The organism is Chryseobacterium phosphatilyticum, from assembly GCF_002899825.2.
Lineage (GTDB): Bacteria > Bacteroidota > Bacteroidia > Flavobacteriales > Weeksellaceae > Chryseobacterium > Chryseobacterium phosphatilyticum.
The window spans coordinates 839,909-864,792 of record NZ_PPED02000001.1; the positions used below are offsets into that span (position 1 = coordinate 839,909).

The window sequence follows — 24,884 nt, forward strand, 5'->3', positions numbered from 1 at the left end:
GCTTAAACAAAATACAATCCATTTATGAAATTAATCAACAAAAAAAATAAAGTTTACACCCAGATTTTCCATGTATTCACAGAGGAAGAATGGATAAAATCTAATAAAAATTTCAACAAAAATATTGCTACATTTTTTACCGGAAAAAAACACGAGATTTTTGTCAATGCCCACGAAGAAGGAATCACCTATTTTATTGGCTTAGGAAAATCCTCTTTACAAAACTTCGAAATCCAACAAGTTGCTCTAAAATTTTCACAAACTCAAAAAGAAAAACTGCATGCTGTTCCAACATTGCTTCTGGCCGATTTCATGAATGAAAAACAATTTGAAGAATTTGTAAAAGGTCTGTTAATGGGTACTTATAATTATCCTTTTGAAAAAAAGCATCCTTTCTGGAACGCAAAATTTGAACTTCATTTTGAAAATTTAAGTCAGAAAAAACTAGATCACATCAGTCGAAAAGCGGAGGCACTAAGTAATGGACAAATCGCCTGTCAGGAATGGCTGAATAAACCGGCCAATCTGAAAAAACCGGACATATTCAGCCTGTATCTGAAAAATCTGGCAAAAAGACATGAATTAAAATACACTGTTTTCAACAGAAAAAAATGTGAAGAACTTGGACTCGGCGCTTATCTATCAGTAAATCAAGGAAGTGCTTATGACGCTGCTTTCACCATTTTAGAATATAAAACAACCGTAAAAAATGCCAAGACGTTTGGGTTGGTAGGAAAATGTATTCTTTTTGATACGGGAGGCATCTCATTGAAGAACTCAGCCAATCTTCACTATATGAAATCTGATATGGGGGGAGCTACTGCTGTTGTGGGAACCCTGATCTATGCTGCGGAAATGAATCTTCCTGTTAATATTGTTGCTGTGCTTCCGATTACAGATAATGCCATTTCTGAAAAAGCTTTACTTCCAAGTGATGTCATCACGGCATATAACGGAAAAACAATCGAGGTACTGGATACTGATGCAGAAGGCAGACTGATTCTGGCAGACGGACTTGCCTATCTTTCTAAAAACTATAAAACAGATTTCCTCATCGACCTGGCAACTTTAACAGGAAGTTCCGTGAGAATGTTTGGAGACACCTGTGCAGCTATGTTCTCCAATGACGAAGAATTAAAAAATCTTTTGATAAAAACCGGAGATCATACCAATCAACGATTATGGAATCTTCCCTTATGGGATGTCTGGAAAGACGACATTCAATCTGATGTGGCAGATTTGAAAAACCTTTCTATGAAACCAGTGGGAGATTGTATTATTGCTGCCAAATTTTTAGAACAATTCATTGAAAACCATCCTAAATGGGCACATCTTGATATAGCCGGAGTTGCCTTTGGAAATGTGGGGTATGCCAAAGAAAAAGCAGCAACCGGTTATGGGGTTCAATTGCTCACGGATTTAATCGAAAATTATCATTAAAAATTAGTTTATTACAAAAATTCTCTGTATACTTGATTAGTGATTTTTCAAAAACCTCACCATATTTCTAGTTTTGATATTAATCAAACAACAAAGATTTGCTTTTATTTTTGAAAAATCACTAAAACTTAAAAAACATTATATGGAGGAGAAAACTATTGTATGCATTTCGTGCTATTACAAGGGCTACGATTTCATGGACGAAATGAAGAAGCTTGGTAATAAAATAATCCTGGTAACATCAGAAAATCTTAAAGAAAAAAACTGGCCCTGGCATGCTATTGACGAAGTATTCTACATGCCGGAGCTAAAACCATCCGTCTGGAATCTCGATCATTTGATTCAGGGATTTTCCCACTTAATGAAAACGAGAAAGGTAAATGCAGTGGTTGCTCTTGATGATTATGATGTAGAAAAAGCTGCTCTGATCAGAGAAACATTCCGTATCCCGGGAATGGGACAGACGACACACCGATATTTCAGAGATAAACTGGCAATGCGACAAAAGGCTAAAGATTCAGGCATCAATGTTCCGGAATTCACAGCGGTTTTCAATGATGATGTGGTGAATGATTTCGCTGATAAAGTTCCCCCCCCATGGGTACTGAAGCCCCGATCAGAAGCTTCTGCATCTGGCATCAAGAAAATAACGTCCAAAGAACAGCTTCATGAAGCACTCGATATTCTTGGGGAGGAACGTCATCTTTTTTTATTGGAAAGTTTTAAACCCGGTGATGTCTATCATGTGGACAGCCTAACATTTAATAAAGAAATTGTATTCACTTCTTCTTCTCAATACCTGGCTCCTCCTATGCAGGTTTCCCATGAAGGCGGAGTGTTCAGATCAAAGACATTGGGTAGATATTCTGAGGAGTTTAAAGCCCTTGAAGAGATCAATGCCAAAGTACTTTCCAATTTCGGACTTATTAACGGAGCCACTCACACCGAGTTTATCCGGGGGAAAGAAGATGGAAAATGGTATTTTCTGGAGACTTCCTCAAGAGTGGGAGGAGCACATATCCCTGATCTGGTAGAAGCATCAAGCAATATCAATATCTGGAGGGAATGGGCAAAAATTGAAGATGCTCTTTTAAGAGGTAAACATTATTCCGTTTCACCACCTACAGGCTACTATTCAGGATTAATTGTTGCATTAATCAAAGATAAAGAACCGGATTACAGTAGTTTTGAATGCGAAGAAGTGGTAAGGTTTCTTCCGATAGAGCATCATGTTGGTATTGTTTATAAATCCAATGATGCTACTGTCATTCAGGAAAAATTAGACTATGCTGCTGAAAAGATTCATGCCGAAATGCTCAACATTTTACCCCCAAAAAACAACAGACTAAGCAGTTAAAATACAACCATTAAAGAAAAGTGAGTCAATGCCACATATAGAACATACGGATTATTATTCAAATATACTGGGTACAAGCCTTAAAGTGGAAGTAACCGGACACTACGGCCATCCCATTATTATGTTTCCCACTTCTCAGGGTCAGTATACTCAAAACCATGATTTTCATCTTAACGGGAGTATCAATTGGTTTGTGGAACAGGGAAAAGTAAAGCTTTATAATATTGAAACTATAGACAGCTGGAGTTTTTATGATAATACCATATCACCACAGCAAAGGATAAGAAATTATGAAAGATACGTCCAGTTTTTGATTAAAGAGTTTGTACCTTATATTCAGAAACTACACAAAACACATCGCGTAGCTGTTGCAGGAGCAAGTTTTGGAGGATACCACGCTGCTAATTTTGCATTCAGGTTTCCTGATGTAGTATCTCATCTGTTATGTCTTTCAGGAGCTTTTAGTATAAGAAATTTCATGGACGGCTTTTCTGATGATCTTGTTTATTTTAATTGCCCAAGAGAATTTATAAGAAATGATGAAGCCTGGAAATACAAGCACATGCATATTGTGCTAAGTACCTCTGATCAGGATATATGTAAAGACAAGAATATTGAAATGGCTGAAATTTTAAGGGTTAAAGGCATCAATTTCTGGTATGATGAAAGAAAATGGATCGGCCATGACTGGCCCTTGTGGAGAATGGTATTTCCAACATTTATAGGAGCGTATTTCTCCTAAATAACTGGCGAGGTAGTTTAAGAAATACTACAAGCAAAACTCTGGACTGAAAATCATTTTTCGCCCATTGAGAGAATGATAAAAATAGAAAAAAATATACACCCATTAAAAAACAAAAATTATGACAAAAAAAGTAGGAATTCTATTTGGTATGGAGGATACGTTTCCCTGGGCATTTATTGATAAAGTAAATGAGTTGGGAGCCGGAGAAATTGTAGCTGAGCCTGTAAACATAGACAAGTTGGAACAAGGAGCAGATTATGGGTATGCTGTGATCATCGACAGAATTTCACAAGATGTTCCTTTTTACAGAGCCTATCTGAAAAATGCAGCACTGAATGGAACTTATGTCATCAATAACCCGTTCTGGTGGAGTGCTGATGAAAAGTTTTTCAATAATGCCCTGATGTCAAAATTAGGAATTCCATTACCTAAAACGGTATTACTTCCCTCTCATGAAAGACCGGCCAATACTTCTGAAACGTCATTCAGAAATCTTAAGTTTCCACATGACTGGGAGTATATTTTCAATTATGTAGGTTTTCCGGCATATATGAAACCACATGACGGAGGCGGATGGAGAAATGTCTACAGGGTAGAAAATCCTGACGATCTTTGGAATAAACTGGGCGAAACAGAACAGCTGGTGATGATGGTACAGGAAGAAATTATATTTGATGATTATTACAGAGTGTATTGCCTGGGCAGAAAATATGTTCACATCATGCCATATGAGCCCCGCAATGCTCCTCACTTGAGGTATGCCACAACCCATAAGACTGAAGGTGAAGAATTGAAAAAGCTATTAAAGACCATTCATGATTATACCATAAAAATGAATGAAGCCTTGGGATATGATTTCAATACGGTGGAGTTTGCAGTAAGAGACGGTATTCCGTATGCCATCGACTTCTGTAATCCGGCTCCGGATGCGGACAAAAATTCTGTAGGAGAAGAAAATTTTGCATGGATTATAGAACATGCTGCAAAGCTGGCTATTGAAAAAGCAAAAGAATACGTTCCGGGAAAAGCCAACATCGCCTGGGGAACCTTTGTGAAAGATTCAATACTATAAAATTCAAAAAAAATAAAAAAACACAAGACAATGCATCAGTTTACTATTGGAATCGAAGAAGAATATCAGATCATTGATGTCGAAAGCAGAGATCTTATTTCTCATGTTTCCAAAATCATTGAAGGTGGAAAAGCCGTTTTAAGTGAAAATTTAAAACACGAAATGCATGAATCCATGATTGAAATGGAGACAGGCATCTGCCAGAACATTCAGGAAGCAAGAGCAGAATTAACAAATTTAAGACGCCACTTAATCAATACAGCTCATGAACAAGGTTTACGGGTATCCGGAGGTGGAACACACCCGTTCTCACACTGGTCTGATAACACCATCACACAGGGAGAACGATACATTAAAATCGTAGATGACATGGGAGACGTTGCCCGTGAAAACCTTATTTTCGGACTCCACGTACATATCGGAATTCCCAATCGTGAAGAAGGGGTAAGAATTCAAAATGTGATGCGTTATTTCTTGCCTCACGTCTATGCCCTTTCTACTAATTCTCCATTTTGGATTGGAAGATATACCGGATTTAAATCATACAGACAGGAGATTTTTGTAAAATTTCCAAGAACGGGTATTCCAAGTTATTTCAACTCTTTGGCAGAATTTGACAGCTATGTAGATCTCCTGATAAAAACAGGTACTATTGATAATGCCAAAAAAATATGGTGGGATCTACGGGTACACCCATTCTACCCTACTATTGAATTCAGGATCTGCGATATGCCATTAAGAATTGACGAAACCGTGTGCCTGGCTGCTATTATGCAAAGCCTGGTGGCAAAAATCTATAAATTGCATCAGCAAAACCTGAGCTTTAGAAGCTACCGAAGACTGCTATTGAACGAGAACAAATGGCGTGCTTCCAAAAGTGGCATTGAGGCTCATCTTATCGATTTTGGCAAAGAAGAATCGGTTCCTTACCCTTATCTGTTAAAAGAACTATTAGAGTTTATTGATGATGTTGTAGACGAACTGGGATGCAGAGAAGAAGTAGAATATGCCTGGAAAATTTTAGAAAACGGAACCGGCGCAGACCGCCAGCTTCAAATTTTTAAAGAAACCGGAGATCTCACGAAAGTAGTAGATTATATGATTTCGGAAACGGAATACGGTATAACTCATGGTGAACCCGCTTCATAATATTTTTGATACCTTTACACAAAATATGATGCAATGAAAGATATTCGAATTGCTCTGCTGGACATGAACAACAATCATGTAAATCAGGGCTTTAGAAATATTAAAGAGATTTCTGAGACATTTCAGCAGAACTCTGAAGAAAATGTAATAATCAAGACATTTGATGTGAGATTTAAGGATGAAATGCCGGAAATCGGAGATTTTGATATTTTTATTTCTTCAGGTGGGCCTGGTACTCCACACAGGGAGGGCCTTCAGTGGGAGGACAGGTTTGCCAATTTTTTAGATGCCGTTTTCGAACACAACAGATATCATGAAAATAAAAAATATCTTTTCCTCATCTGTCACTCATTCCAATTGGCTAGTATTCATTGGAAACTAGGTAATGTTTGTAAAAGGAAATCTTATTCTTTTGGAGTAATGCCGATTCATAAAACCGGGAAAGGCAAAGAAGAATTTTTACTTAAAAATCTTCAGGATCCCTTTTATGCTGTTGATTCAAGAGCATATCAGTTTATTGAACCTGATTTGGATCGTTTTGAAGAACTGGGGATGGAAATTATGGCCATAGAAAAATTCAGACCTCACATTAATTTGGAAAGAGCAATAATGGCTGTTCGTTTTTCAGAAGAAATTTTCGGAACTCAGTTTCACCCGGAAGCGAGTCCTGAAGCATTAATCGAAAACCTGAAGGATGATAAAAACAGAGAAGCAATGATTGAAAATTTCGGAATGGAAAAATACCTTGAAACGATGGACAGAATCGATGATGAAGACAAAATTATTCTTACGAGAAACCAGATTCTTCCGAGATTTCTTCAGTTTGCAAAAAAAAACATATTGAAAGAAGCTGAATCTTTAGCTTAAAAAATAAACAACAAATCAAAGATTCGACGAAGTCAAAAGTCACAAAAGCCTGACACCTGGATTCTTATTACGTTATCAGCTGTTTGAAAATCATTGATTTTCCACTTATGTGAATCTTACATAGATTTAAAAGGTAAAAAATCTTTTGTGACTTTTGTAGTTTAATCTAAAAATTACAAATCGGGCAAATGCTCGATTTTTTACCATCACAAAGAAAAAAATATGATCCCAAAATACAGAAAACAGTTCAATCAGGAGTTTTCACAAGAAAAATACCAGCAACTTAAAAATATTTTACAACAAAAAAGCGGTGTAGAGCCTGGCTTCAGAATTTCAGAAAGTCCAATTTTTCTTACTAAGGAGTTTGAGACCAAACTTATTGAAGCAAGTGAAAGTATTATCAGTCAGATTAAAGCACTTCCATCAGAAGTACTTCAAAAAGCTGTTCCTCATAATTGCAAAGTTCCCAATGATACTGATCAGCCTCATTTCTTCACCATAGATTTTGGCGTCTGTAAAAGTGAGAATGGAGAAATTGAACCTCAGTTAATCGAACTTCAGGCGTTTCCTTCATTATATGCATTCCAGAAAACATTTGAAAATACATTTTGCGAAGTCTATCCTTTCCTTTCGGAGATCCGTAACCCCATGCCTCAGGAGACTTTTAGAAACTACCTGAAAGAATTAATCGTTGGGGATGAAAATCCGGAAAATGTAATTCTTCTTGAGATCTTTCCTGAAAAACAAAAAACAGCTATTGATTTTGCTTTGACTGAGCAGTTGCTTGGAATAAAGACCGTTTGCCTTACAAAAGTAAAAAAAGAAGGAAAGAAACTGTTTTACAGCAACGATAACCAATTGATTGAAATTAAAAGGATCTACAACCGCATCATCTTTGATGACTTAGATAATATTCCTGATTTGAAAACCGAATTTGATTTCCGTGAAGAAGTTGATGTAAAATGGATCACTCATCCCAATTGGTTTTTTAAAATTTCGAAATTTCTTCTCCCCTTATTAACTCATCAATTCGTTCCGAAAAGCTATTTTCTGAATGAATTTCCGGAACAAGAAAACCTTGAAAATTTTGTATTAAAACCCCTATTTTCATTTGCAGGAAGTGGGGTCAACCTTAACCCTACCAAGGAAATTACAGATTCTATTCACGATAAAGAAAACTATATTTTACAGAGAAAGGTATCGTATGAACCTATTTTTGAAGACATCAACGGAGAGTTTTCAAAAGCAGAAATCCGTTTGCTATATATCTGGAGAGAAAATGATGATCGTCCTATTCTACTGGAAAACCTTGGAAGAATGACCAAAGCCGCGATGGTAAATGTAGACTTTAATAAAAAGGATGCCATCTGGATTGGGAGTTCGAATGCTTTTTTTGCAGAAAAATAGCTTAATTTACTATCAGGTATGAATTCCTTATTGGCAAAAATGAATAAGATTCAAAACCTCTGGGAAAACTTATAAAAACAAAAGACCTTCGAAATTCCGAAGGTCTTTTTATTAAAAATATTGATTAATTCTTATCATCTTCCAGCAGCTCTCTTGCCTGATATTCCTGAACAAGATCAATCGCGTTGGAAATCACATCACTCAAGGCTGTAATGAAAGTCCCTTCCTCGGCCATTCCCATAGCATGTTTTAATGCTTCGATTTCCTTAGGAATGATCTCATAACTGACATCTTTTCCTGAGGCCTGCATTCCTTCGATAATCAATCCGTTGATTTCCTCTTCGGTCCTGCCTCGAAGGTGTTTTTCATTTCTGATTATGATATGATCAAACATTCTTCCAGCAATTTTGCCACATTCCTTGATATCATTATCCCGTCTGTCACCCACACCGGAAATAATCCCTATTTTTTTGGAAGACTCTACATTTTTCAGATAGTCTTCAATGGCTTCATAGCCCGAAGGATTATGGGCAAAGTCAATCAGAACCTTAAAGTTTTTAAATTTAAACACATTCAGCCTTCCCGGGGTAAGCTGGGCACTCGGAATAAAAGTTCTCAAAGAATTGGAAATATCTTCAATACCAAATCCATAAAGATAACTTGCCAGACTGGCCGCCAATACATTTTCAATCATAAATCTGGCCTTGCCTTCCATGGTAATCGGGAAATCTTTAGCTTTTCCAATCCTGATTTTCCAATCTCCTTTCTTGATGGTAACGAAACCTTCTTCATACACACAGGTGATTTTTCCTTCCTTTGCATATTTTACAATATGAGGATTATTTTCATCCATACTGAAAATGGCAACATTGCAATCAAGATCATTCACAATTTTCATGGAATATTCATTATCCGCGTTCAGTACACTCCAACCACTTTTCTTTACACTGTCCAGAACGACCCTTTTTACTTTGGTAAGATCTTTTAAGCTGTGAATATCATTCATTCCCAGATGATCTTCTTCAATATTGGTTAAAACACCGATATCACATTGTGAAAAGCCCAGTCCGGAACGTAGAATCCCTCCTCTTGCTGTTTCAAGGACTGCAAATTCTACCGTAGGATCTTTCAGAATAAATTCCGCGGAAAGGGGCCCTGTAGTATCTCCTTTAGACAGCATTGTATTCTGAATATAAATTCCGTCTGAAGTGGTAAAGCCTACTCTATATCCATTGCTTTTGACAATATGCGAGATCAACCTTGTTGTCGTTGTTTTTCCATTAGTTCCGGTAACAGCAATAATTGGAATAGTAAAAGGTTTTCCCTGTGGATAAAGCATATCTACTATGGGAGCAGCAACATTCCTTGGTAGTCCTTCGCTCGGTGCGAGATGCATCCTGAAACCAGGCGCTGCATTGACTTCGATAATTGCGCCCCCGCTTTCTTTTAAGGGTTGGGTTAGGTTTTCGGCCATAATATCAATACCACAAACATCCAGACCAATGATCTTGGAAATTCTTTCTGCCATGGTGATATTTTCCGGATGAATCATATCGGTAACATCAATCGAAGTTCCTCCGGTAGAAAGATTAGCCGTTGATTTCAGATAGACGACCTCTCCTTTTTGAGGAATAGTTTCCAAAGTATAGTGAAGTTTTTCAAGAAGCTCTGTGGTATCTTTATCCACTTCAATTTCCGTGAGGACATTTTCATGACCATATCCCCGTCTCGGATCTTTATTTTCCTTGTCGATAAGTTGTTGGATGTTCAGTTCCCCATCCCCAACAATATGGGCAGGAACTCTTCTTGCAGCGGCAACCATTTTATTATCAATGACCAGAACTCTGAAATCATACCCTGTTATATATTTTTCAACAATTACCTTCCGCGAATATTTTTGGGCATGTTCCATACCTGTTTTAGCCGCATCCCAATCATTGACATTAATAGACGAACCTTTTCCGTGGTTTCCGTCCAATGGTTTCAATACAATGGGATACCCAATTTTTCTGATTACAGCTTCCAATCCTTCTTCATCCACAATGAGATCACCAATGGGAACCGGAATAGCCGCATCATGAAGCATTTTTTTTGTTAACTCTTTATTACAAGCGATATCCACTGCAATAGAACTCGTTTTCCCGGTTATAGTGGCCTGAAAACGTTGCTGATTGATACCATATCCCAACTGTACCAGAGAATTTGTACCTAGTCTTATCCATGGGATTTTTCTGGAAGCCGCTTCTTCGACAATACTTCCGGTTGAAGGACCGAGGCGAACACGCTCTCTGATCTCTTTCAGTTTATGAATACATGCATTAATATCATACTCTTTTCCTTCAATTAATGCTTCTGAAATTTTCACAGCTTCTTCTGCTGCATAAACTCCTGCATTTTCTTCAATATAGTTGAATACTACGTTATACACTCCCGGTGTTTTGGTCTCTCTGGTTCTTCCGAAACCTACATCCATACCGGCAAGGGTCTGAATTTCCAATGCAATATGCTCAATGACATGCCCCATCCAGGTTCCTGTTTCCACTCTATGGAAAAAACCACCTTCTACTCCTTCTGAGCATCTGTGGGTAATTAATGAGGGGATCAATTTTTCAATTCTTTCCCGGAATCCTTCAATCTTATTGGTAGGATAATTTTCCATTTCCTCAAGGTCCAACCTCATCTGTATCAGCTTCTTTCTTCTGATGCTCCAGATGTTAGGACCACGTAGTGCCTGAATCTTTTCAATTTTCATAGTCTATTGGCATTTTAACAGTTAACAATAACTCCTTTTATAGCCAAAGATAATGTAAAACCCTAAACGAAACTATACCACATTTAAAGATTTATTAAAAAAAAATTAATTTTAATTAACATTTCTAAATCACTAAAAATCAAGTAAAGATGGCACGAATTTCGCCAAATAATGTTAATTATTTTTTAATTTTGTACCATGACGAAACCTGTTGGAAAATTAATTGTTATCGGAGGCGCTGTAAACAAAGGAAGTTTTGCTGAAAACGACTATGATCAGAATATTGAAAAGAATCTTAACTTTTTTGAACGAGGGATCTTGCGAAAGATTATCAATGAATCAAAGCACAAGGAAGATTCCGTCATAGAGATCGTAACTACTGCTTCTCAGATTCCACAAATCGTAGGCTCCGAGTACAAGAAGGCATTTGAATTTTTAGGAGCTAAGAATGTGAACGTTCTGGACATCCACAACCGTGAAGAAGCTAACTCTGATGCAATAGTAGCCAGAGCAAACGCAGCAGATGTCATGATGTTTACCGGTGGGGATCAGTTACGACTTACCTCTATACTTGGAGGAACCAGATTCCACGATACAATTTTATTAAAATACCAGGAACAGGATTTTATTTATTCAGGAACTTCTGCAGGAGCTGCCGCAGCTTCTGAAAATATGATTTATCAGGGAAGTAGTTCTGAGGCTCTATTAAAAGGAGAAATCAAAACCACACAGGGATTAGGTTTAATAGATAATGTGATTATTGATACGCATTTTGTACAACGAGGCAGAATCGGTCGTCTTTTTCAGGCTGTAGTTAATAATCCGAGAACCCTGGGAATAGGGCTTGGGGAAGATACCGGACTTTTCATTCATAATGAGGTGATGACTGCGGTTGGCTCAGGCCTTGTCATTCTGGTGGACGGAAGATTTATTAAGGATACCAATCTTACAAATATCAACCTTGGGGAGCCTATTTCTATTGACAATCTCACCGTACATGTGATGTCGATGAATGATCATTATGATCTGACAACAAAAGACCTTACAATCGAAAATTCACAATTTAATCCAATTCCACAGGATAAATAATGCGGGTTATGGGGTTTTGGGATACGAGATATTGAGATTCGGGGTTCGGGATGCGACGTTTTACGGATAACTGAGATCGCTTCTCAAAATATCATTGAAAATGAAATTACGAACTACGAAACTCTTATTATTCAGACTTCAGGATATCAATAAAATTCTTATCTTTTCTTCCTATTAATAACCGGTAATCGTATTATTGACTTTAATAAACACAGAACTCCGGAACACGAAACCATATCTATTATGAAAATCATCATCCACGGCGGTTTTTTCTCTGAAAGCGATCAAAGCCATGAAGTAAAGACTGCAAAACAAAACTCTTTAAAGGAAATTGCCAAAAAAGCTTTTGAATATCTTCAAACCCATTCTGCATTTGATACGGTCGCTTATGCTGTTTCTCTTTTGGAGGATGATCCACTATATAATGCAGGTATTGGCTCGCAGATTCAAAGTGATGGTGTCATTCGGATGAGTGCTGCCATTATGAATGGGGAAACACAAAAATTAAGCGGAGTGATCAACATACAGGAGGTAAAGAACCCAATTTTTGTAGCCAAAGCTCTGATCAATGAAGATGACAGAGTTCTTGGAGGAAATGGGGCTAAAAATTATGCAACAGAACACGGCTTTGAAAATTTTTCTACAGAAATCCCACAAAGAAGAAGAGAATATGAAGAGAAACTAAATAATGGAGGAAAAGGAACAGTAGGTTGTGTAGCGATAGACAAAGAAGGAAAATTAGCCGTTGCAACTTCTACCGGGGGAAAAGGCTTTGAAATTCCCGGAAGAATATCAGATTCTGCCACTGTAGCCGGAAATTACGCCAATGCATTTTGCGCAGTAAGCTGCACAGGTGTAGGTGAAGATATCGTCAGTAATGCCACTGCAACCAAAATTGTAACCCGTGTAACCGACGGAATGAATCTTGAAGCAGCATTCAGAAAAACTTTCGACGAGCTCAAAGCAATCGACGGATTTGCCGGAGCTATCGCCATCGATAAAGAAGGCAACGTATATCATCAGGACTCCTATCCTACTATGGTTTTTGCCAGTTTTGATGGAAATACATTTGATGTATTCTCTTAATTTTAACATTTATTTATAATTCTACTTAATTTTTTGGCACGCATTTTACATAAGTATTAATAACAAGTTTTAATATTAATATTTAAAAAAATAGAAATCATGGGAAACAAAACAAAAGGTTTATTAGCTTTACTAGGTTTAGGTGCTGTAGCTTATTGGAAATATAAAAATTCATCTCCTGAAGACCAACAAGCTGTAAAAGATAAAATCAATACAGCAAAAGATAATCTGAACAAATGGGGAAACGACCTTAAGAGCAAAGCCAATGATGTTGCTTCTCAGGTTCAAAATAAAGTAGACGAAGCTAAAACTAAAGCTGAGGATTCTTTAAACTAAAAACAGACAGTAGTTTTTTTAACATTCATATATGGAAAAAGTCATCACAATTATCGTGATGACTTTTTTTTATTTTAAGTTTGTATACATTATTTTTTCTGTGCTACAAAAGCATATACCAATGGGATTTTATTTCCAAACTGAGGAATTCTCCATTTTCCTTTTTCAAATTCCTCAACATGTCTAAAACAAGGATATGGTGACCAGTCAAATTCCTGAAAAGTATCCAGTGTCATATCTTTTTTAATAAGATTATCCAAAACTTCAGCAAGAGAGTGATTCCACATTACATACTCCTGCACAATTGAGGCAGACTGATCTGCGTAAGTACCTTCATACGTTTCTACAATAGGCTTTTCATTAAAATAATTGTAGGCAACTCTGGTAAAGTCGTCATCAAACATCCAAACCACAGGATGAAATTCCGCCATGATAAACTTACCGTTGGGTTGCAAAAAATGGCTGATAACCTCTGCCCATCTCCCAAGGTCCGGGAGCCAGCCAATGGTTCCATAACTGGTATAAACGATATCAAACTTTTGATCTAAAACATTGGGAAGATTATAGACATCCGTACAGATAAACTGAGTATCTGTACCGCATTTCAGGGCCAGATCTCTTCCTGCTTCAATCGCTTTATCTGATAAGTCAATTCCTGTCACTTGTGCACCCATTCTTGAAAGTGAAATGGAATCCTGTCCAAAATGACACTGCAGGTGCAAAATACTCTTTCCCTTGATATCTCCAAGAAGCTCCAGTTCTATTGAATTAAGTGAACTTCTACCATTTAAAAATTCATCTAAAAAGTAAAAATCAGACTTCAAATGTGGGTCTACTTTTGCATTCCAGGACTTTTTATTAATATCTAAGTAATTTTCCATATTTTTTGGTTATTTGTCTACCTCATCCATCCTTGAATGATATAGTTTTTTGTTATTAATTTTCTATCAGGCTTATTTAAATTATCAGGTTTAAACCATACCTCTACTTTTCCTCCATAAAATTGTCCCCAGTCCCCTTCATAAATTGTAAAATCATCTTTCAGCTCAAATCTTTTTAACTCATCAGTCGTATTTTCTATAGGCATTTCACTTTTTGTTCTAATACTTTTTTGAGATAATATTTTATTACTTCAAATATTTTTAAATAAACTTTGCCTTTTTCAATCTTATTTAGAAACAAATCATATTTATACATGCCAGGTTGAAGATAATCATAGAGCACAAAATCCTGTTTATCTGAGCTTGCTCGTCCTCTATCATCAATAAGCTTCAGAGGTTTTTCAAATTTAATATTTTTAGGGATTTCTAATCCTTCAGCAAAGAAATCATAGGGATAAAACATGAGAAAAAAAGAGAAATAGCCATATACAATGATTGCTAATACTCCAGCAAAAAAAACTGCAATATTCCATTTGAATAATCCTTTCTTATCATTCTAATACATCCCAAAACAAGAGCAACTGAAAGAAAAAGAAAAGGAAGAAAACAAGATATATAAAAAATGTATTTACTTTGAATAGAAAATCCAAAAAAGCAAAGGATTGTGACAACACTACAAGCTATGATTGCATAATACCACTTTGCGTTTAAAATTTTGAATATTCCCATTATTACTGATCCAGTAGTTTTCTTTTCTGACTCAAAAATTCTTCTTCACTTAAAACTCCATTGTCCTTTAATCTACCCAGCTGTTCCAACTGATCTAAAATAGTCGGTTCAGATTTCTTCTCAAAATATCCTTCAGGATGAGACATGAAATCTCTTACTTTTTCGCAAAATAATTCAGCATCATATTTCCCCACTCCATCGATCTCAAGAATATTATCTGCGATATGAATATCTATAGAGGCAAGCATTAACGCTGTTTCATATTGTATAGAACTTACCTTATTGTACGAGAAATCTTCCATTTTTAATCCGTACAGGAATTCTTTATCCACAAAAATGATCCTTCTGTCTGTGGCTACCAGGATAATATGATGTTTTGTTACTTTATTTCTGCCTTCAACAAGATAAACAATTCGTTCATCTTCTGAAAGGATATCCGGCAGTTCATGAATTTCTTTTCTGGCAAAAATGGTAGGGTTGATTCCCAGCCGGTCGAGTTCTTCTCTTATTTCGTCAAGTCTTGATTTTTCACTCATGCTAGTAGTTTATGAGCCGAAATTACTATTTCTTGACCATAAAGTAATTAATTTCAGTAAAAATATTAATTTTCTGAAGGGATCACGATTGAAGTATGTAAGCAATACACTTTCCAACCTAATGTTTCATACAAGAATTTCCCTTCTTCTGTAGCCACCAAAAGATTATTAGAAAATCCCTTTGATAAAGCTATTTTCTCCAGTTCTTTCAATAAAAAAGAGGCCAGCCCTTTCCTTTGATGAGGTATTTCGGTAATTATTCTATCATAAACAGCAACATCATCTATCAATGAAACACGACCTATGGAAGCCTGTTCGCCATTTTCAGCTACAATCTTTACAACAAATGTTATATTGTATTCAGAAAATTCTAAATGATATCCTTCTGCCAGACTGGTCTCCGGGAACTTCATCGGATGAAAGCAAGTCATTAAATATCCTTGTGGCTGCAGTTCCCATTTTTCAGGAATATTCTCTATAAACTGATCAGGGGATGTACTTACCTTCAGATAAACCCATGGTTCATCAATTTCTTGAGCAAGTTGAAAAAAGTCCTCATTAAGTTCAGGAAAAACATAACGTTCTTTTTGTTTTTCATCCCCGACGAAGACCTTAAATCCGGACTTATACTGAACAGGAAAAGGTACTTCTCGTGATAGGCACCACCCTTTAAGCCAGTTTTCAACTATTTCTGCTTTATCTTTCATGATTAGGTGTTAAAAGTTTTATTTTAATTGTTCCAGCAATTTTCTCTTTTGTTCTGTAAATTCTGCATCAGTAAGAATACCGTTTTCCCTCAGTTTACCCAATTTTTCCAGTTGTTCAAAAATAATACCGGACGAAATTTCTGATTCAGGATTGGCTAATTGTTTAAGGTTTTGTACCTGATGATTATTATAAAGATCTTTAATCTGGCCATAAAATTTCTCCGCATCTTCTTTATCCATATAGCATTCAAATTCAACAGTCCTTTCCTCCAAATGTAGTTTAATAATGGGTGATCTTGGATGAGTTACAAAGCTTACCTCTTTGATTGTTTTATTGGGGAAATCGTGGATCTTTGCTGCTCCAAACATGGATTTTGAAACGGAAATAATTCTTAAAGGAGTTGCTACCAATACTCCTGCGTCCAGTGTATTATTGAACTGAGCATCGGTAATAGCAATTATTTTTTCGTCTTCAGAAATCAGGTAAGGAAGTTCTTTAATTTCTCCTTTGGTAAATGTGGAAAGGTTAGCATTTAATGTTTCAAGTTCATACTTAATCTTTCTTTTTCTACGCTTATATTCTTCCTTTGAAATAGCAGACAACTCTGGTTCTCTTGTAATGGGAAGATTTTGCTCCGGTTTTAAAACTGCCTGAACAGGCTCTGTTTTGCCTGTGTCTAAAAAGTTTTTAATATCATCTACACTGAAATTATGAAGATTATACAAGAGCTCCTGATTTGCAGTACTTGCTTTATCCAGACATTTATTGCACAAAACGGTATTATCTGCCAGTTTATTCTCTCCCAAAAGCGTATCCATAGACGTTAACGCTTTGCCACACAACGAACAATTATTATTCATTCTTTAAATTTTACAATTTATCAAGCAGTTTTTTCTTCTGCTCTGTAAACTCTTCTTCCGTTAAAATTCCTGTTTCTTTCAACTTTCCTAATTTTTCCAACTGCTCAAAAATAGTTCCCGGAGCTTCTTTACTGGTATGATATACCTCTTCCTGCACTAAACCTGAAATATTTTGCTGAAATGCCTGTAAATTCTCAGTGTGTGGTTTTTGGTAGGTTTGAGGATATTGAGTATTTCCGTTGACAACATTAGAAAATGTTCTTCCATCATTTTTATTATGTAACTTAAATTCTGCAGAAGCTCCTTTGATATTAACCTGCAAAATAGAATACAGTAAGTTTTCAGTATGCTCAATAGAAATAATTTCACGAATAGGAAATTCGTTTCGAACGACTCCACCCAAAATCTTTTTATCTATAAACACAACTCTCCATGGGGTTGCAAAGATAATTCCTTCCCGGTTATTGTGGAGATATATACATTCGGCAATGGCCAGAAGATTCTCATTTTTATCAAGTATAGTATCCAGCATATTGACTTCTTCATTTGCAAGCACACTCAGTCTCGCATTAAGTGCTACTATCTGATCCTTGATCTCGTCAAGTCTTGTTGGTGCATTATATTCATAGACCGCTCCTGAGTTTTGTGAACCTGAATCGATCTTGCTCTTTAGAAACATTCCTGTTATCTCTGCAAAATAATACTGATCCAGCGTATTGATAAGGTCTCTATTGATAGTGATAGCTTTGGTAAAACATCCGGCACACAAGTATCCGCCATCTGCCAGTTTATTCTTTCCTACAAGCATATCTGTAGAAGTGAGAGGTGTCCCACATAATGCACAAATAGTATCCATTTGGTTTTTATGTTTAAAAGTTTTTATTAACAAAGACTAATACACTTTGTTTCTTATGTCAGCCGAAATTACAAATTTTGATCTGATTTTTTAGTCTAAAGCATTTAAAATATTGTAATACTTCTTACTATGTGAAGTTAAGATAAACAAAAAAGTGATCGCAAAATCAAAGATATTTACCATCACTTTTCTGAAATATTTATATTGAATATCAGCAGTACCCAGGACTCACAAAATAGTAATCTTTAGAAAGCACAGCTCATTACAATTATCTTAAAAACTCTTCTACAGATACCGTTTTTTGCTCACCCGCTTCCAGGTTTTTGAAAGTCACTGTGTGAGTTTTAATTTCTTCTTCGCCAAGGAATACCAAATTTTTGATTCCTTTCTTTTCAGCATATGTAAACTGTTTATTCAATTTTGTACTTTCAGGGTACAGTTCTGCAGAAATTCCTTTAGCTCTCAACTGCATAATCAGTTTTAAAGCTTCTGTTGTTTCCTCCCCTCCGAAATTGGCAAATAAGTATTCTATTTGAGATGATGCTTCTTCAGGAAAAGCATTTAGTTCTTCCATGACGAGGTAAATTCTGTCGAGGCCAAATGAGATTCCGATTCCCGGAATATTTTTAACTCCGAAAACTTCTGTGAGGTTGTCATACCTACCGCCACCGCCAATAGATCCCATCGCCACCTCGTCTGCTTTCACTTCGAAAATAGCTCCGGTATAATATTCTAATCCTCTGGCTAAGGTAATGTTGAATACAAGATTCTGCACATCCACACCGAGGTTTAAAGATTGAGTAAGAACAAATTCAAGTTCTTCTACCCCTTTTAATCCAATTTCATTGCCTGCAAACTTTTCTTTAAGCTGAAGAAGGTTTTCTAATGCATCGTCAGTCTGTTCAAATAGAAAATCAAGTTTGTCAATTGATTCCTGAACGATCCCTCTTTCCAGCAATTCTTTTACTACGCCTTCCTTTCCGATTTTATCAAGCTTATCTAAAGCCACTGTAAAATCGATCAACTTATCGGTGATCCCGGCATACTCTGCTAATCCGGAAAGAATCTTTCTGTTGTTCATGTGAATGGTTACAGGAACTTTCAAGTCTGCAAATGATTTTAAGTACAATTGTACCAAATCCACTTCCTGAAATAAGCTCTCGCTTCCTACCACATCAGCATCGCACTGATAAAACTCTCTGAATCTTCCTTTCTGAGGTCTGTCTGCTCTCCATACCGGTTGGATTTGATACCGTTTAAAAGGAAATGTCAATTTCCCATGATTCATCGCCACGAATCTTGCAAAAGGTACGGTAAGGTCATAACGAAGGGCTTTATCAGAAATAACACTTAGTAACGCTTTTGAATCTAAAGGTAGGATAACTTTTTTGTTCAAAACTTGAAATTCAATTCCCACATCATTTATATATTGATCCTTTTCGATAAATTTATTTTCATTATCAAAAAAAATAATATTCTTTAATCCAGATTCCAAAAAAACTCTCTCATTTTCATTCAAATCATGCATTTTAAAAAAATGATGAATTGTAGTTTTTATTTTTTCAATATTTAAATTATCAACTTCTATTTTTAAATAATCATACAGAGCAATAATCCATTTAGAATGTTTTTTAAACAAATCGATTTTTGCTTGTTTTGCAAAATCTCCAGAATTTAAAATCTTAAAGATCAATCGATCGCCTTCTTCTCCGTATTTTCCTGTCAACGTAGAAAGATTTTCGAAGCTTGGGGTTTCCAATGGCTGAAATCCGAATAATTCAAAATTATTCTGTAAAATATTGATAATATATTTTCTTCTGGAAACTTCTTGTGCCGTAAAATCTCTTGTTCCTTTTGCTAAACTTGGCTTCATTTCTTGTATGTCATTTTGATAAATGCAAAAATAAGGAATTGCAAGGACTTTACACAGGATAAAAAGCTGAAGAAGTAATCTTCCCCAGCTTTTGGTGTGGTATAATCATTTTTATCCTACAATCAAACGTTTTCAAGGATCTCCAATATCTCTTCGCCATAATTTTCAATCTTATGTTTTCCAAATCCTTTGATCTCGAGGAGCTCTTCTTTCTTTGCCGGTTTATATTTGGCTACAGACATCAGTTCCTTATTACTTGCAATAAAGTAGGTGGGAAGATTTTGTTCTCTGGCTTTCTCTGATCTCCAGAGTTTTAAGGCATCCAGAATGTGTTCTTCATCGGCACTCAGAAAATCATTTTCAACCGAATATTTAGTAATTTTGGTTTCTTTTACTGTATTTTTAATGGGTTTGTGTTCTTCAAAATACAATATCACGGACCAATAACATTCATCATCTACAAAAGCGGTTTCCACTTTTATAATGTCATGTACTTCCAGAAAATCGTCTAGTGTTTTCTGATCTCTGTATAGAAATTCTTCCGGAAGTCTTATTTTAAAAACTTTCACTTTCATCATTTGGAATTTTTAATATTATTTACCGCCCAACAACAGGATCTCGTCCACACGAATTTCTGTGATGTATCGCTTTACACCGTCTTTATCATCATATGATCTGTAGGTGAGTTTTCCTTCTATAGCAATTTCTTTTCCTTTGGGTACATATTTTTCAAGAATCTCTGCGACTCTCCCAAATGCAATCAGATTGTGCCATTGCGTTTCTTCTACTTTTTCTCCTTTAGCATTGGTGTAGTGATCACTGGTTGCCAGAGACACACTTGCTTTTACATTTCCGTTTTCGAAGTTTACCATTTCAACTTCTTTACCTGTGTAACCAATTAATGTTACTTTGTTTCTTAGTGACATAACTTTTAGATTTTAAAGATTAATAATTTAGATAGGAGACGTTCACTGTTTTCTCAAATCTCTGTTGCAAAGGTTGCTATCCTCTCACAGCTCAGTCGGTTATAAACTATTTAAATTCATTTGTAGTCGTTTGTGGTCGGATATGTGCTTAAAAAAAGATGCTCAAAACCTGAGCATCTTTTTCCATCTATGAGATCTTTATTAGATTTTCTCACATTCAACAATACTTTTCGCTTCCGTCCCAATGTCAATAACACGATTGAACTGTAATCCTGCTCTTTCCACAAGATCTTTAAATTCATTTGCACTTCTTTCTCTCCCTGTAATACAGGCCATCATTACAATATCTAATAATTTTGCAATATGTGGTTTATTTTGTGAATCGTCAGGAATTACCGCATCGATGATTAATAGTTTTGCTCCTTTGGGCATAGCATGATGGCACACTTTTAAAATCTTTACACATTCCTCATCATTCCAATCGTGAATAATCCATTTCATGGTGTATAAATCTGCATCTTCAGGTACTTTATCAAAAAAGCTACCAGTTGATACAAAGCATCTGTTCTTTAAATTCTCAGGAATAAGTTGTTTTGTTTTTTCAATAACATGAGATTCATCAAAAATAATCCCTGAACTTTCAGGAGAAACATTCAATATACTATGCATCATTACTCCATTTCCTCCACCTATATCTACAATTTTTTTATAAGGAGTAAAATCATAGGTCTGAATAATTCCCTGAAGCTCCATACCGGATAGCCCTGTCATTCCTCTACCAAAATTAGCAGCCAGTTCAGGGTATTTCTTATAATAATCCCACAGGCTCATTCCATGAATGTGCTCAAATGGAACTTTTCCGGTCTTAACACTGTAAGTAAGATCTCCAAAACCTGGGAAATGTTCGCTCATATTTGCCAATACAAAATCTTTTACTGTACCCGGAACTCCCGTCAGTAAAGTGGCTCCAAGATCATTTAACGCGAAGATTTTATTTTCCAGTTCCTCAAAAATACCCACACTGCTCAATGCCCTCATAATTCTATATAACTGTTTTTCCTGTGAATCTGTTTCTTCTGCCAATAAAGAAATTGCTTTGGGGCCATCAGCAAGATGATCTGCAATATTCAGTTCAGAAGCTGTCTTTACACAGCCGGTAATCCACATTCCACTTAATACTTCAAACATTTTTGAAGTCAACTCTGGCTTAATTTGTAATTTTTCCATGGTTTTAATTTAAATTTAACAACTAAATTAATTTATGAATTTAATTAAATCAACAATATATGAATATAACCATTTTATTAACACTTATTGATAATTATTTTTAAAATAACATATTGCAGAGCACTATCCATTTACAAATGGATAATTCCCTATCTTTGTCAAAATTCTTGTATGAAAAGGGATATCAATATTTTTGAGTTTCCTCTCAATCTGGGACTTACAAAAAAGGAGCATGAAATTGAGCCCGGTGTCAGAAAACTTCCGGATTGGCTCAAAAAATTTGATTTTCAAAAAAAATTACATCCTAAAAATATTTTCAGACTTGATACTCCGAAATATGCTATGGATTTTGATGAGGTTTCAGGAGTCAGGAACTCAGACCGCATTGTTGAATATGCCCTTAAACAAAAGAACCTTATTCTTAAAAACTATGATAAGAATATTTTCAATGTTATTCTTGGAGGCGATTGCAGTATTTTAATCGGAAATGCTCTGGCGTTGAATAAGCTTGGTAATTTTGGACTTTTCTATCTTGATGGTCATACTGATTTTATCCCCCCGCAATTATCTGAAAGTGGAGGTGCTGCAGGGATGGATCTGGCTATTGTTTCCGGAGTCGGTCATGATAAACTGACAAACATTGAGGGACTTAAACCCTATTTCAAGGAAGAAAATATTTTCTGTTGCGGAAATGCGGAAACAGACGATAAAGAATATGTGGATCAGATGATTAACTCTGACATCCATTATTTTGATCTTGAAAACCTTAGAAAAAATGGTTTCAGGAAAACGGCTGAAGACTTTCTGAAAATGGTTGATGAGAAACAACTTGATGGTTTCTTTATTCATCTTGATGTTGATATCCTGAAGGACGAGCTTATGGCTGCCGTAGATAGCAGAACAGAAGATGGAATCGATTATCATGATCTTCATGAAATTTTAAAACCGCTGATCGAAAGCCCATCTTGTTTCGGAATTGAAATTACCATTCTGGATCCTGATTATGATCTTGAAGGTACTTATACCCAGCCTTTTGTAAACAATTTAATTCAAATTATAAAATTATAAAAAAGACTAAATGAAGAAGAGCCTAAAAAGAACGTTCAGAGTCTCCAAATATGTAATCTATAAAGAAACGCTGGTTGATTATAAAGAGCATTTCTGGTCATTCCTTGGAGCTTTCTTTGGAATTGGTATTATTGCATTTATTCAGTCACATACCTTAACAGAGACCGAAAACATATTTCTGATTGGTTCTTTTGGTGCCTCCAGTGTATTGATTTATGGAGCTATTCAAAGTCCATTGGCACAACCAAGAAACCTTATTGGAGGACATGTACTTTCGGCATTAGTTGGTGTTACCATATATCAGATTGTTCCTGATATTATTTGGCTTTCAGCTCCACTGGCTGTGGCCTTTTCTATAGTGTTGATGCAGTATACAAAGACTCTTCACCCGCCGGGAGGTGCTACAGCACTGATCGCAGTGAGCTCTACGGGGAAAATTCCGGAATTAGGATACTGGTACGTTATCTCCCCCGTCTTGTCGGGGTGTATTATCCTGCTGCTTGTGGCTTTATTTTTTAATAATATAACGCCCAACAGAAGCTATCCTTCGCACAGCAGGTTCAAAAGATTGCTAAGAAAAAAGCATGCACATGGGCATGTACAACCCCATAAACCCAAACAATAAAAATCATGAACTGTCTGGAATGTGGCGAAAAAATTATCGGGAGGTCTGATAAAAAATTCTGCAATGATGCCTGCCGGAATGCCTACAACAATAAGCAGAATAAGGATTCCAGTAATCTGATGCGGAACGTCAACAATAAACTCCGCAAAAATTATCGTATCCTTGTAGAAGTCAATATCGATGGCAAGACAAAAGTCACCAGATCCAAGCTTGATAGTTTAGGCTTTGATTTTGACTATTTTACCAATATGAAGGTCTATAAAAACGGCTCAGAATATAAGTTTATTTATGACTATGGCTATAAACTTTTAGAAGATGATTTTGTTTTGATTGTTAAAAATCAAGCGTAACCTCTTCTACAGCACCAAAAATCTATTACTATGAAAGAAATTGTTCTGATTACCGGAGCCAACGGCATGATCGCTAAGGAATTGGCAAAAAAAATCGGAAATGAATATGAACTCAGGTTTCTAACCCGGAAAAAAAAACGTGACAACGAATTTGAATGGGATCTCAGGAAAAAAACTGTAGATGAAGCTGCTTTTGAAAATGTTTCTCATATCATCCATCTGGCTGGTGCTAATATTTCTGAAAAACGCTGGACAGATGAAAGAAAAAAAGAATTAATATCCAGTAGAATTGATTCTGCAGCGCTACTTCGAAGTATTTTGACCCAAAAAGAGATTACATTAAAATCTTTTATTTCAGCATCCGGAATCAATTTTTACGGAACTAAAACCACAGAAAAAATCTATAGTGAAAGCGACCCTCCGGGGCACGATTTTTTAAGTGAGGTTGTGGTCTTGTGGGAAAATGCTGCTGATCATTTCAAAGAACATAACATTGCCGAAAGAGTAGTCAAGATTCGTACGGCAGTCGTTCTTTCAAAAAACGATGGTGCATTAAAGAAAATGATTCCACCCATTCAATATGGCGTTGGATCTCCTTTGGGAAGTGGAAAACAGTATATGCCATGGATTCATATTGAAGACCTCTGTTCAATCTATGAATTTGCACTAAAAAACAGCGGCATTCATGGTGCTTACAATGCAGTTTCCCCACAACACAGCACCAATGCAGAACTTACGAAAGAAATTGCTCAGGTATTAAAAAAGCCATTATTCATGCCCAATGTACCTTCTTTTATTTTAAAACTGATATTTGGGGAATTGTCAACAGCAATATTGGAAGGCTCAAGAGCTTCATCACAAAAAATTCAACAAGCCGGTTTCCGGTTTAAGTATCCTGAGCTGAAAGATGCTTTATCTGATTTATTGAACAAAAACTAATATTAA

General features: G+C 36.0%; 27 protein-coding genes. 14 read left to right on the forward strand and 13 right to left on the reverse strand.

Features of this window, described 5'->3' with window-relative positions; genetic code table 11:
- Positions 1-24: 24 nt before the first annotated feature.
- From C1631_RS03800 to C1631_RS03830, 7 genes are all read left to right on the forward strand, one after another.
- Entirely contained in the window at positions 25-1,440 is a 1,416-nt protein-coding gene (locus tag C1631_RS03800; protein ID WP_109710561.1) for a leucyl aminopeptidase family protein, read from the forward strand.
- A 142-nt stretch (positions 1,441-1,582) separates the two neighbouring features.
- Entirely contained in the window at positions 1,583-2,797 is a 1,215-nt protein-coding gene (locus C1631_RS03805) for an ATP-grasp domain-containing protein (protein ID WP_103247984.1), read from the forward strand.
- A 28-nt stretch (positions 2,798-2,825) separates the two neighbouring features.
- Positions 2,826-3,539 carry an alpha/beta hydrolase-fold protein gene (locus C1631_RS03810; protein ID WP_109710563.1) on the forward strand — a complete coding sequence of 238 codons (714 nt, stop codon included), beginning with the start codon at positions 2,826-2,828 and terminating at the stop codon, positions 3,537-3,539.
- Positions 3,540-3,660: 121 nt separating this feature from the next.
- Positions 3,661-4,614, forward strand: a complete 954-nt coding sequence (locus C1631_RS03815; RefSeq protein WP_103247979.1) for an ATP-grasp domain-containing protein — start codon at positions 3,661-3,663, stop codon at positions 4,612-4,614.
- A gap of 30 nt (positions 4,615-4,644) precedes the next feature.
- On the forward strand, positions 4,645-5,763 hold the full coding sequence (locus C1631_RS03820; RefSeq protein ID WP_109710565.1) for a carboxylate-amine ligase: 1,119 nt from the start codon (positions 4,645-4,647) through the stop codon (positions 5,761-5,763).
- 33 nt (positions 5,764-5,796) lie between these two features.
- Entirely contained in the window at positions 5,797-6,630 is an 834-nt protein-coding gene (locus C1631_RS03825; RefSeq protein ID WP_109710566.1) for a type 1 glutamine amidotransferase, read from the forward strand.
- A 222-nt stretch (positions 6,631-6,852) separates the two neighbouring features.
- The gene (locus C1631_RS03830) at positions 6,853-8,037 is read left to right on the forward strand and encodes a hypothetical protein (protein WP_109710568.1); all 1,185 of its coding nucleotides are present in this window, start codon (positions 6,853-6,855) and stop codon (positions 8,035-8,037) included.
- Between the two features lie 124 nt (positions 8,038-8,161).
- Here C1631_RS03830 and cphA read toward each other — a convergent pair whose 3' ends face one another.
- Positions 8,162-10,789: a cyanophycin synthetase gene (cphA, locus tag C1631_RS03835; RefSeq protein ID WP_109710570.1), complete on the reverse strand. Its 2,628-nt coding sequence runs from the start codon at positions 10,787-10,789 to the stop codon at positions 8,162-8,164.
- Between the two features lie 198 nt (positions 10,790-10,987).
- Here cphA and C1631_RS03840 point away from each other — a divergent pair, with 198 nt between their 5' ends.
- From C1631_RS03840 to C1631_RS03850, 3 genes are all read left to right on the forward strand, one after another.
- Positions 10,988-11,878 carry a cyanophycinase gene (locus C1631_RS03840; RefSeq protein WP_103249637.1) on the forward strand — a complete coding sequence of 297 codons (891 nt, stop codon included), beginning with the start codon at positions 10,988-10,990 and terminating at the stop codon, positions 11,876-11,878.
- A gap of 243 nt (positions 11,879-12,121) precedes the next feature.
- A complete protein-coding gene (locus tag C1631_RS03845) occupies positions 12,122-12,964 on the forward strand; it encodes an isoaspartyl peptidase/L-asparaginase (protein ID WP_109710572.1) in 843 nt (280 codons plus the stop codon).
- Positions 12,965-13,063: 99 nt separating this feature from the next.
- Complete coding sequence (locus tag C1631_RS03850) at positions 13,064-13,300, forward strand: YtxH domain-containing protein (RefSeq protein WP_109710574.1); 237 nt, start codon at positions 13,064-13,066, stop codon at positions 13,298-13,300.
- 89 nt (positions 13,301-13,389) lie between these two features.
- Here C1631_RS03850 and C1631_RS03855 read toward each other — a convergent pair whose 3' ends face one another.
- From C1631_RS03855 to C1631_RS03910, 12 genes are all read right to left on the reverse strand, one after another.
- A complete protein-coding gene (locus tag C1631_RS03855; protein WP_109710576.1) occupies positions 13,390-14,181 on the reverse strand; it encodes a class I SAM-dependent methyltransferase in 792 nt (263 codons plus the stop codon).
- A 17-nt stretch (positions 14,182-14,198) separates the two neighbouring features.
- The gene (locus C1631_RS03860; RefSeq protein WP_103250042.1) at positions 14,199-14,387 is read right to left on the reverse strand and encodes a hypothetical protein; all 189 of its coding nucleotides are present in this window, start codon (positions 14,385-14,387) and stop codon (positions 14,199-14,201) included.
- A complete protein-coding gene (locus tag C1631_RS03865; protein ID WP_103250041.1) occupies positions 14,378-14,644 on the reverse strand; it encodes a hypothetical protein in 267 nt (88 codons plus the stop codon). The genes C1631_RS03860 and C1631_RS03865 overlap by 10 nt, the downstream gene beginning before the upstream one ends.
- Before the next feature lie 210 nt (positions 14,645-14,854).
- Positions 14,855-14,920 carry a hypothetical protein gene (locus tag C1631_RS25145; protein WP_497707248.1) on the reverse strand — a complete coding sequence of 22 codons (66 nt, stop codon included), beginning with the start codon at positions 14,918-14,920 and terminating at the stop codon, positions 14,855-14,857.
- Positions 14,913-15,446, reverse strand: coding sequence for a PH domain-containing protein (locus C1631_RS03875; RefSeq protein ID WP_109711441.1), 534 nt, complete (start codon positions 15,444-15,446; stop codon positions 14,913-14,915). Before C1631_RS03875 ends, C1631_RS25145 begins: the two co-directional genes overlap by 8 nt.
- 65 nt (positions 15,447-15,511) lie before the next feature.
- On the reverse strand, positions 15,512-16,153 hold the full coding sequence (locus C1631_RS03880) for a GNAT family N-acetyltransferase (RefSeq protein ID WP_109710578.1): 642 nt from the start codon (positions 16,151-16,153) through the stop codon (positions 15,512-15,514).
- Positions 16,154-16,171: 18 nt separating this feature from the next.
- Entirely contained in the window at positions 16,172-17,014 is an 843-nt protein-coding gene (locus tag C1631_RS03885) for a PH domain-containing protein (RefSeq protein ID WP_109711443.1), read from the reverse strand.
- Positions 17,015-17,024: 10 nt separating this feature from the next.
- Entirely contained in the window at positions 17,025-17,870 is an 846-nt protein-coding gene (locus C1631_RS03890; RefSeq protein WP_109711445.1) for an SHOCT domain-containing protein, read from the reverse strand.
- A gap of 268 nt (positions 17,871-18,138) precedes the next feature.
- A complete protein-coding gene (gene hisS, locus C1631_RS03895) occupies positions 18,139-19,743 on the reverse strand; it encodes a histidine--tRNA ligase (RefSeq protein WP_109710580.1) in 1,605 nt (534 codons plus the stop codon).
- Positions 19,744-19,865: 122 nt separating this feature from the next.
- Positions 19,866-20,321 carry an HRDC domain-containing protein gene (locus C1631_RS03900; protein ID WP_228441000.1) on the reverse strand — a complete coding sequence of 152 codons (456 nt, stop codon included), beginning with the start codon at positions 20,319-20,321 and terminating at the stop codon, positions 19,866-19,868.
- A gap of 15 nt (positions 20,322-20,336) precedes the next feature.
- The gene (locus C1631_RS03905; protein WP_103292193.1) at positions 20,337-20,669 is read right to left on the reverse strand and encodes a single-stranded DNA-binding protein; all 333 of its coding nucleotides are present in this window, start codon (positions 20,667-20,669) and stop codon (positions 20,337-20,339) included.
- 201 nt (positions 20,670-20,870) lie between these two features.
- Positions 20,871-21,896, reverse strand: coding sequence for a methyltransferase (locus C1631_RS03910; RefSeq protein ID WP_109710581.1), 1,026 nt, complete (start codon positions 21,894-21,896; stop codon positions 20,871-20,873).
- Positions 21,897-22,067: 171 nt separating this feature from the next.
- On the opposite strand from C1631_RS03910, the gene C1631_RS03915 reads away from it, so the two are divergent.
- The 4 genes from C1631_RS03915 to C1631_RS03930 are packed head-to-tail and all read left to right on the forward strand — an operon-like array spanning position 22,068 to position 24,878.
- Positions 22,068-22,964 carry an arginase family protein gene (locus tag C1631_RS03915; protein ID WP_109710583.1) on the forward strand — a complete coding sequence of 299 codons (897 nt, stop codon included), beginning with the start codon at positions 22,068-22,070 and terminating at the stop codon, positions 22,962-22,964.
- A gap of 10 nt (positions 22,965-22,974) precedes the next feature.
- The gene (locus tag C1631_RS03920; protein WP_109710585.1) at positions 22,975-23,589 is read left to right on the forward strand and encodes an HPP family protein; all 615 of its coding nucleotides are present in this window, start codon (positions 22,975-22,977) and stop codon (positions 23,587-23,589) included.
- A 5-nt stretch (positions 23,590-23,594) separates the two neighbouring features.
- Entirely contained in the window at positions 23,595-23,939 is a 345-nt protein-coding gene (locus C1631_RS03925; RefSeq protein ID WP_103248193.1) for a hypothetical protein, read from the forward strand.
- A 30-nt stretch (positions 23,940-23,969) separates the two neighbouring features.
- Entirely contained in the window at positions 23,970-24,878 is a 909-nt protein-coding gene (locus C1631_RS03930) for a TIGR01777 family oxidoreductase (protein WP_109710587.1), read from the forward strand.
- Positions 24,879-24,884 lie beyond the last annotated feature (6 nt).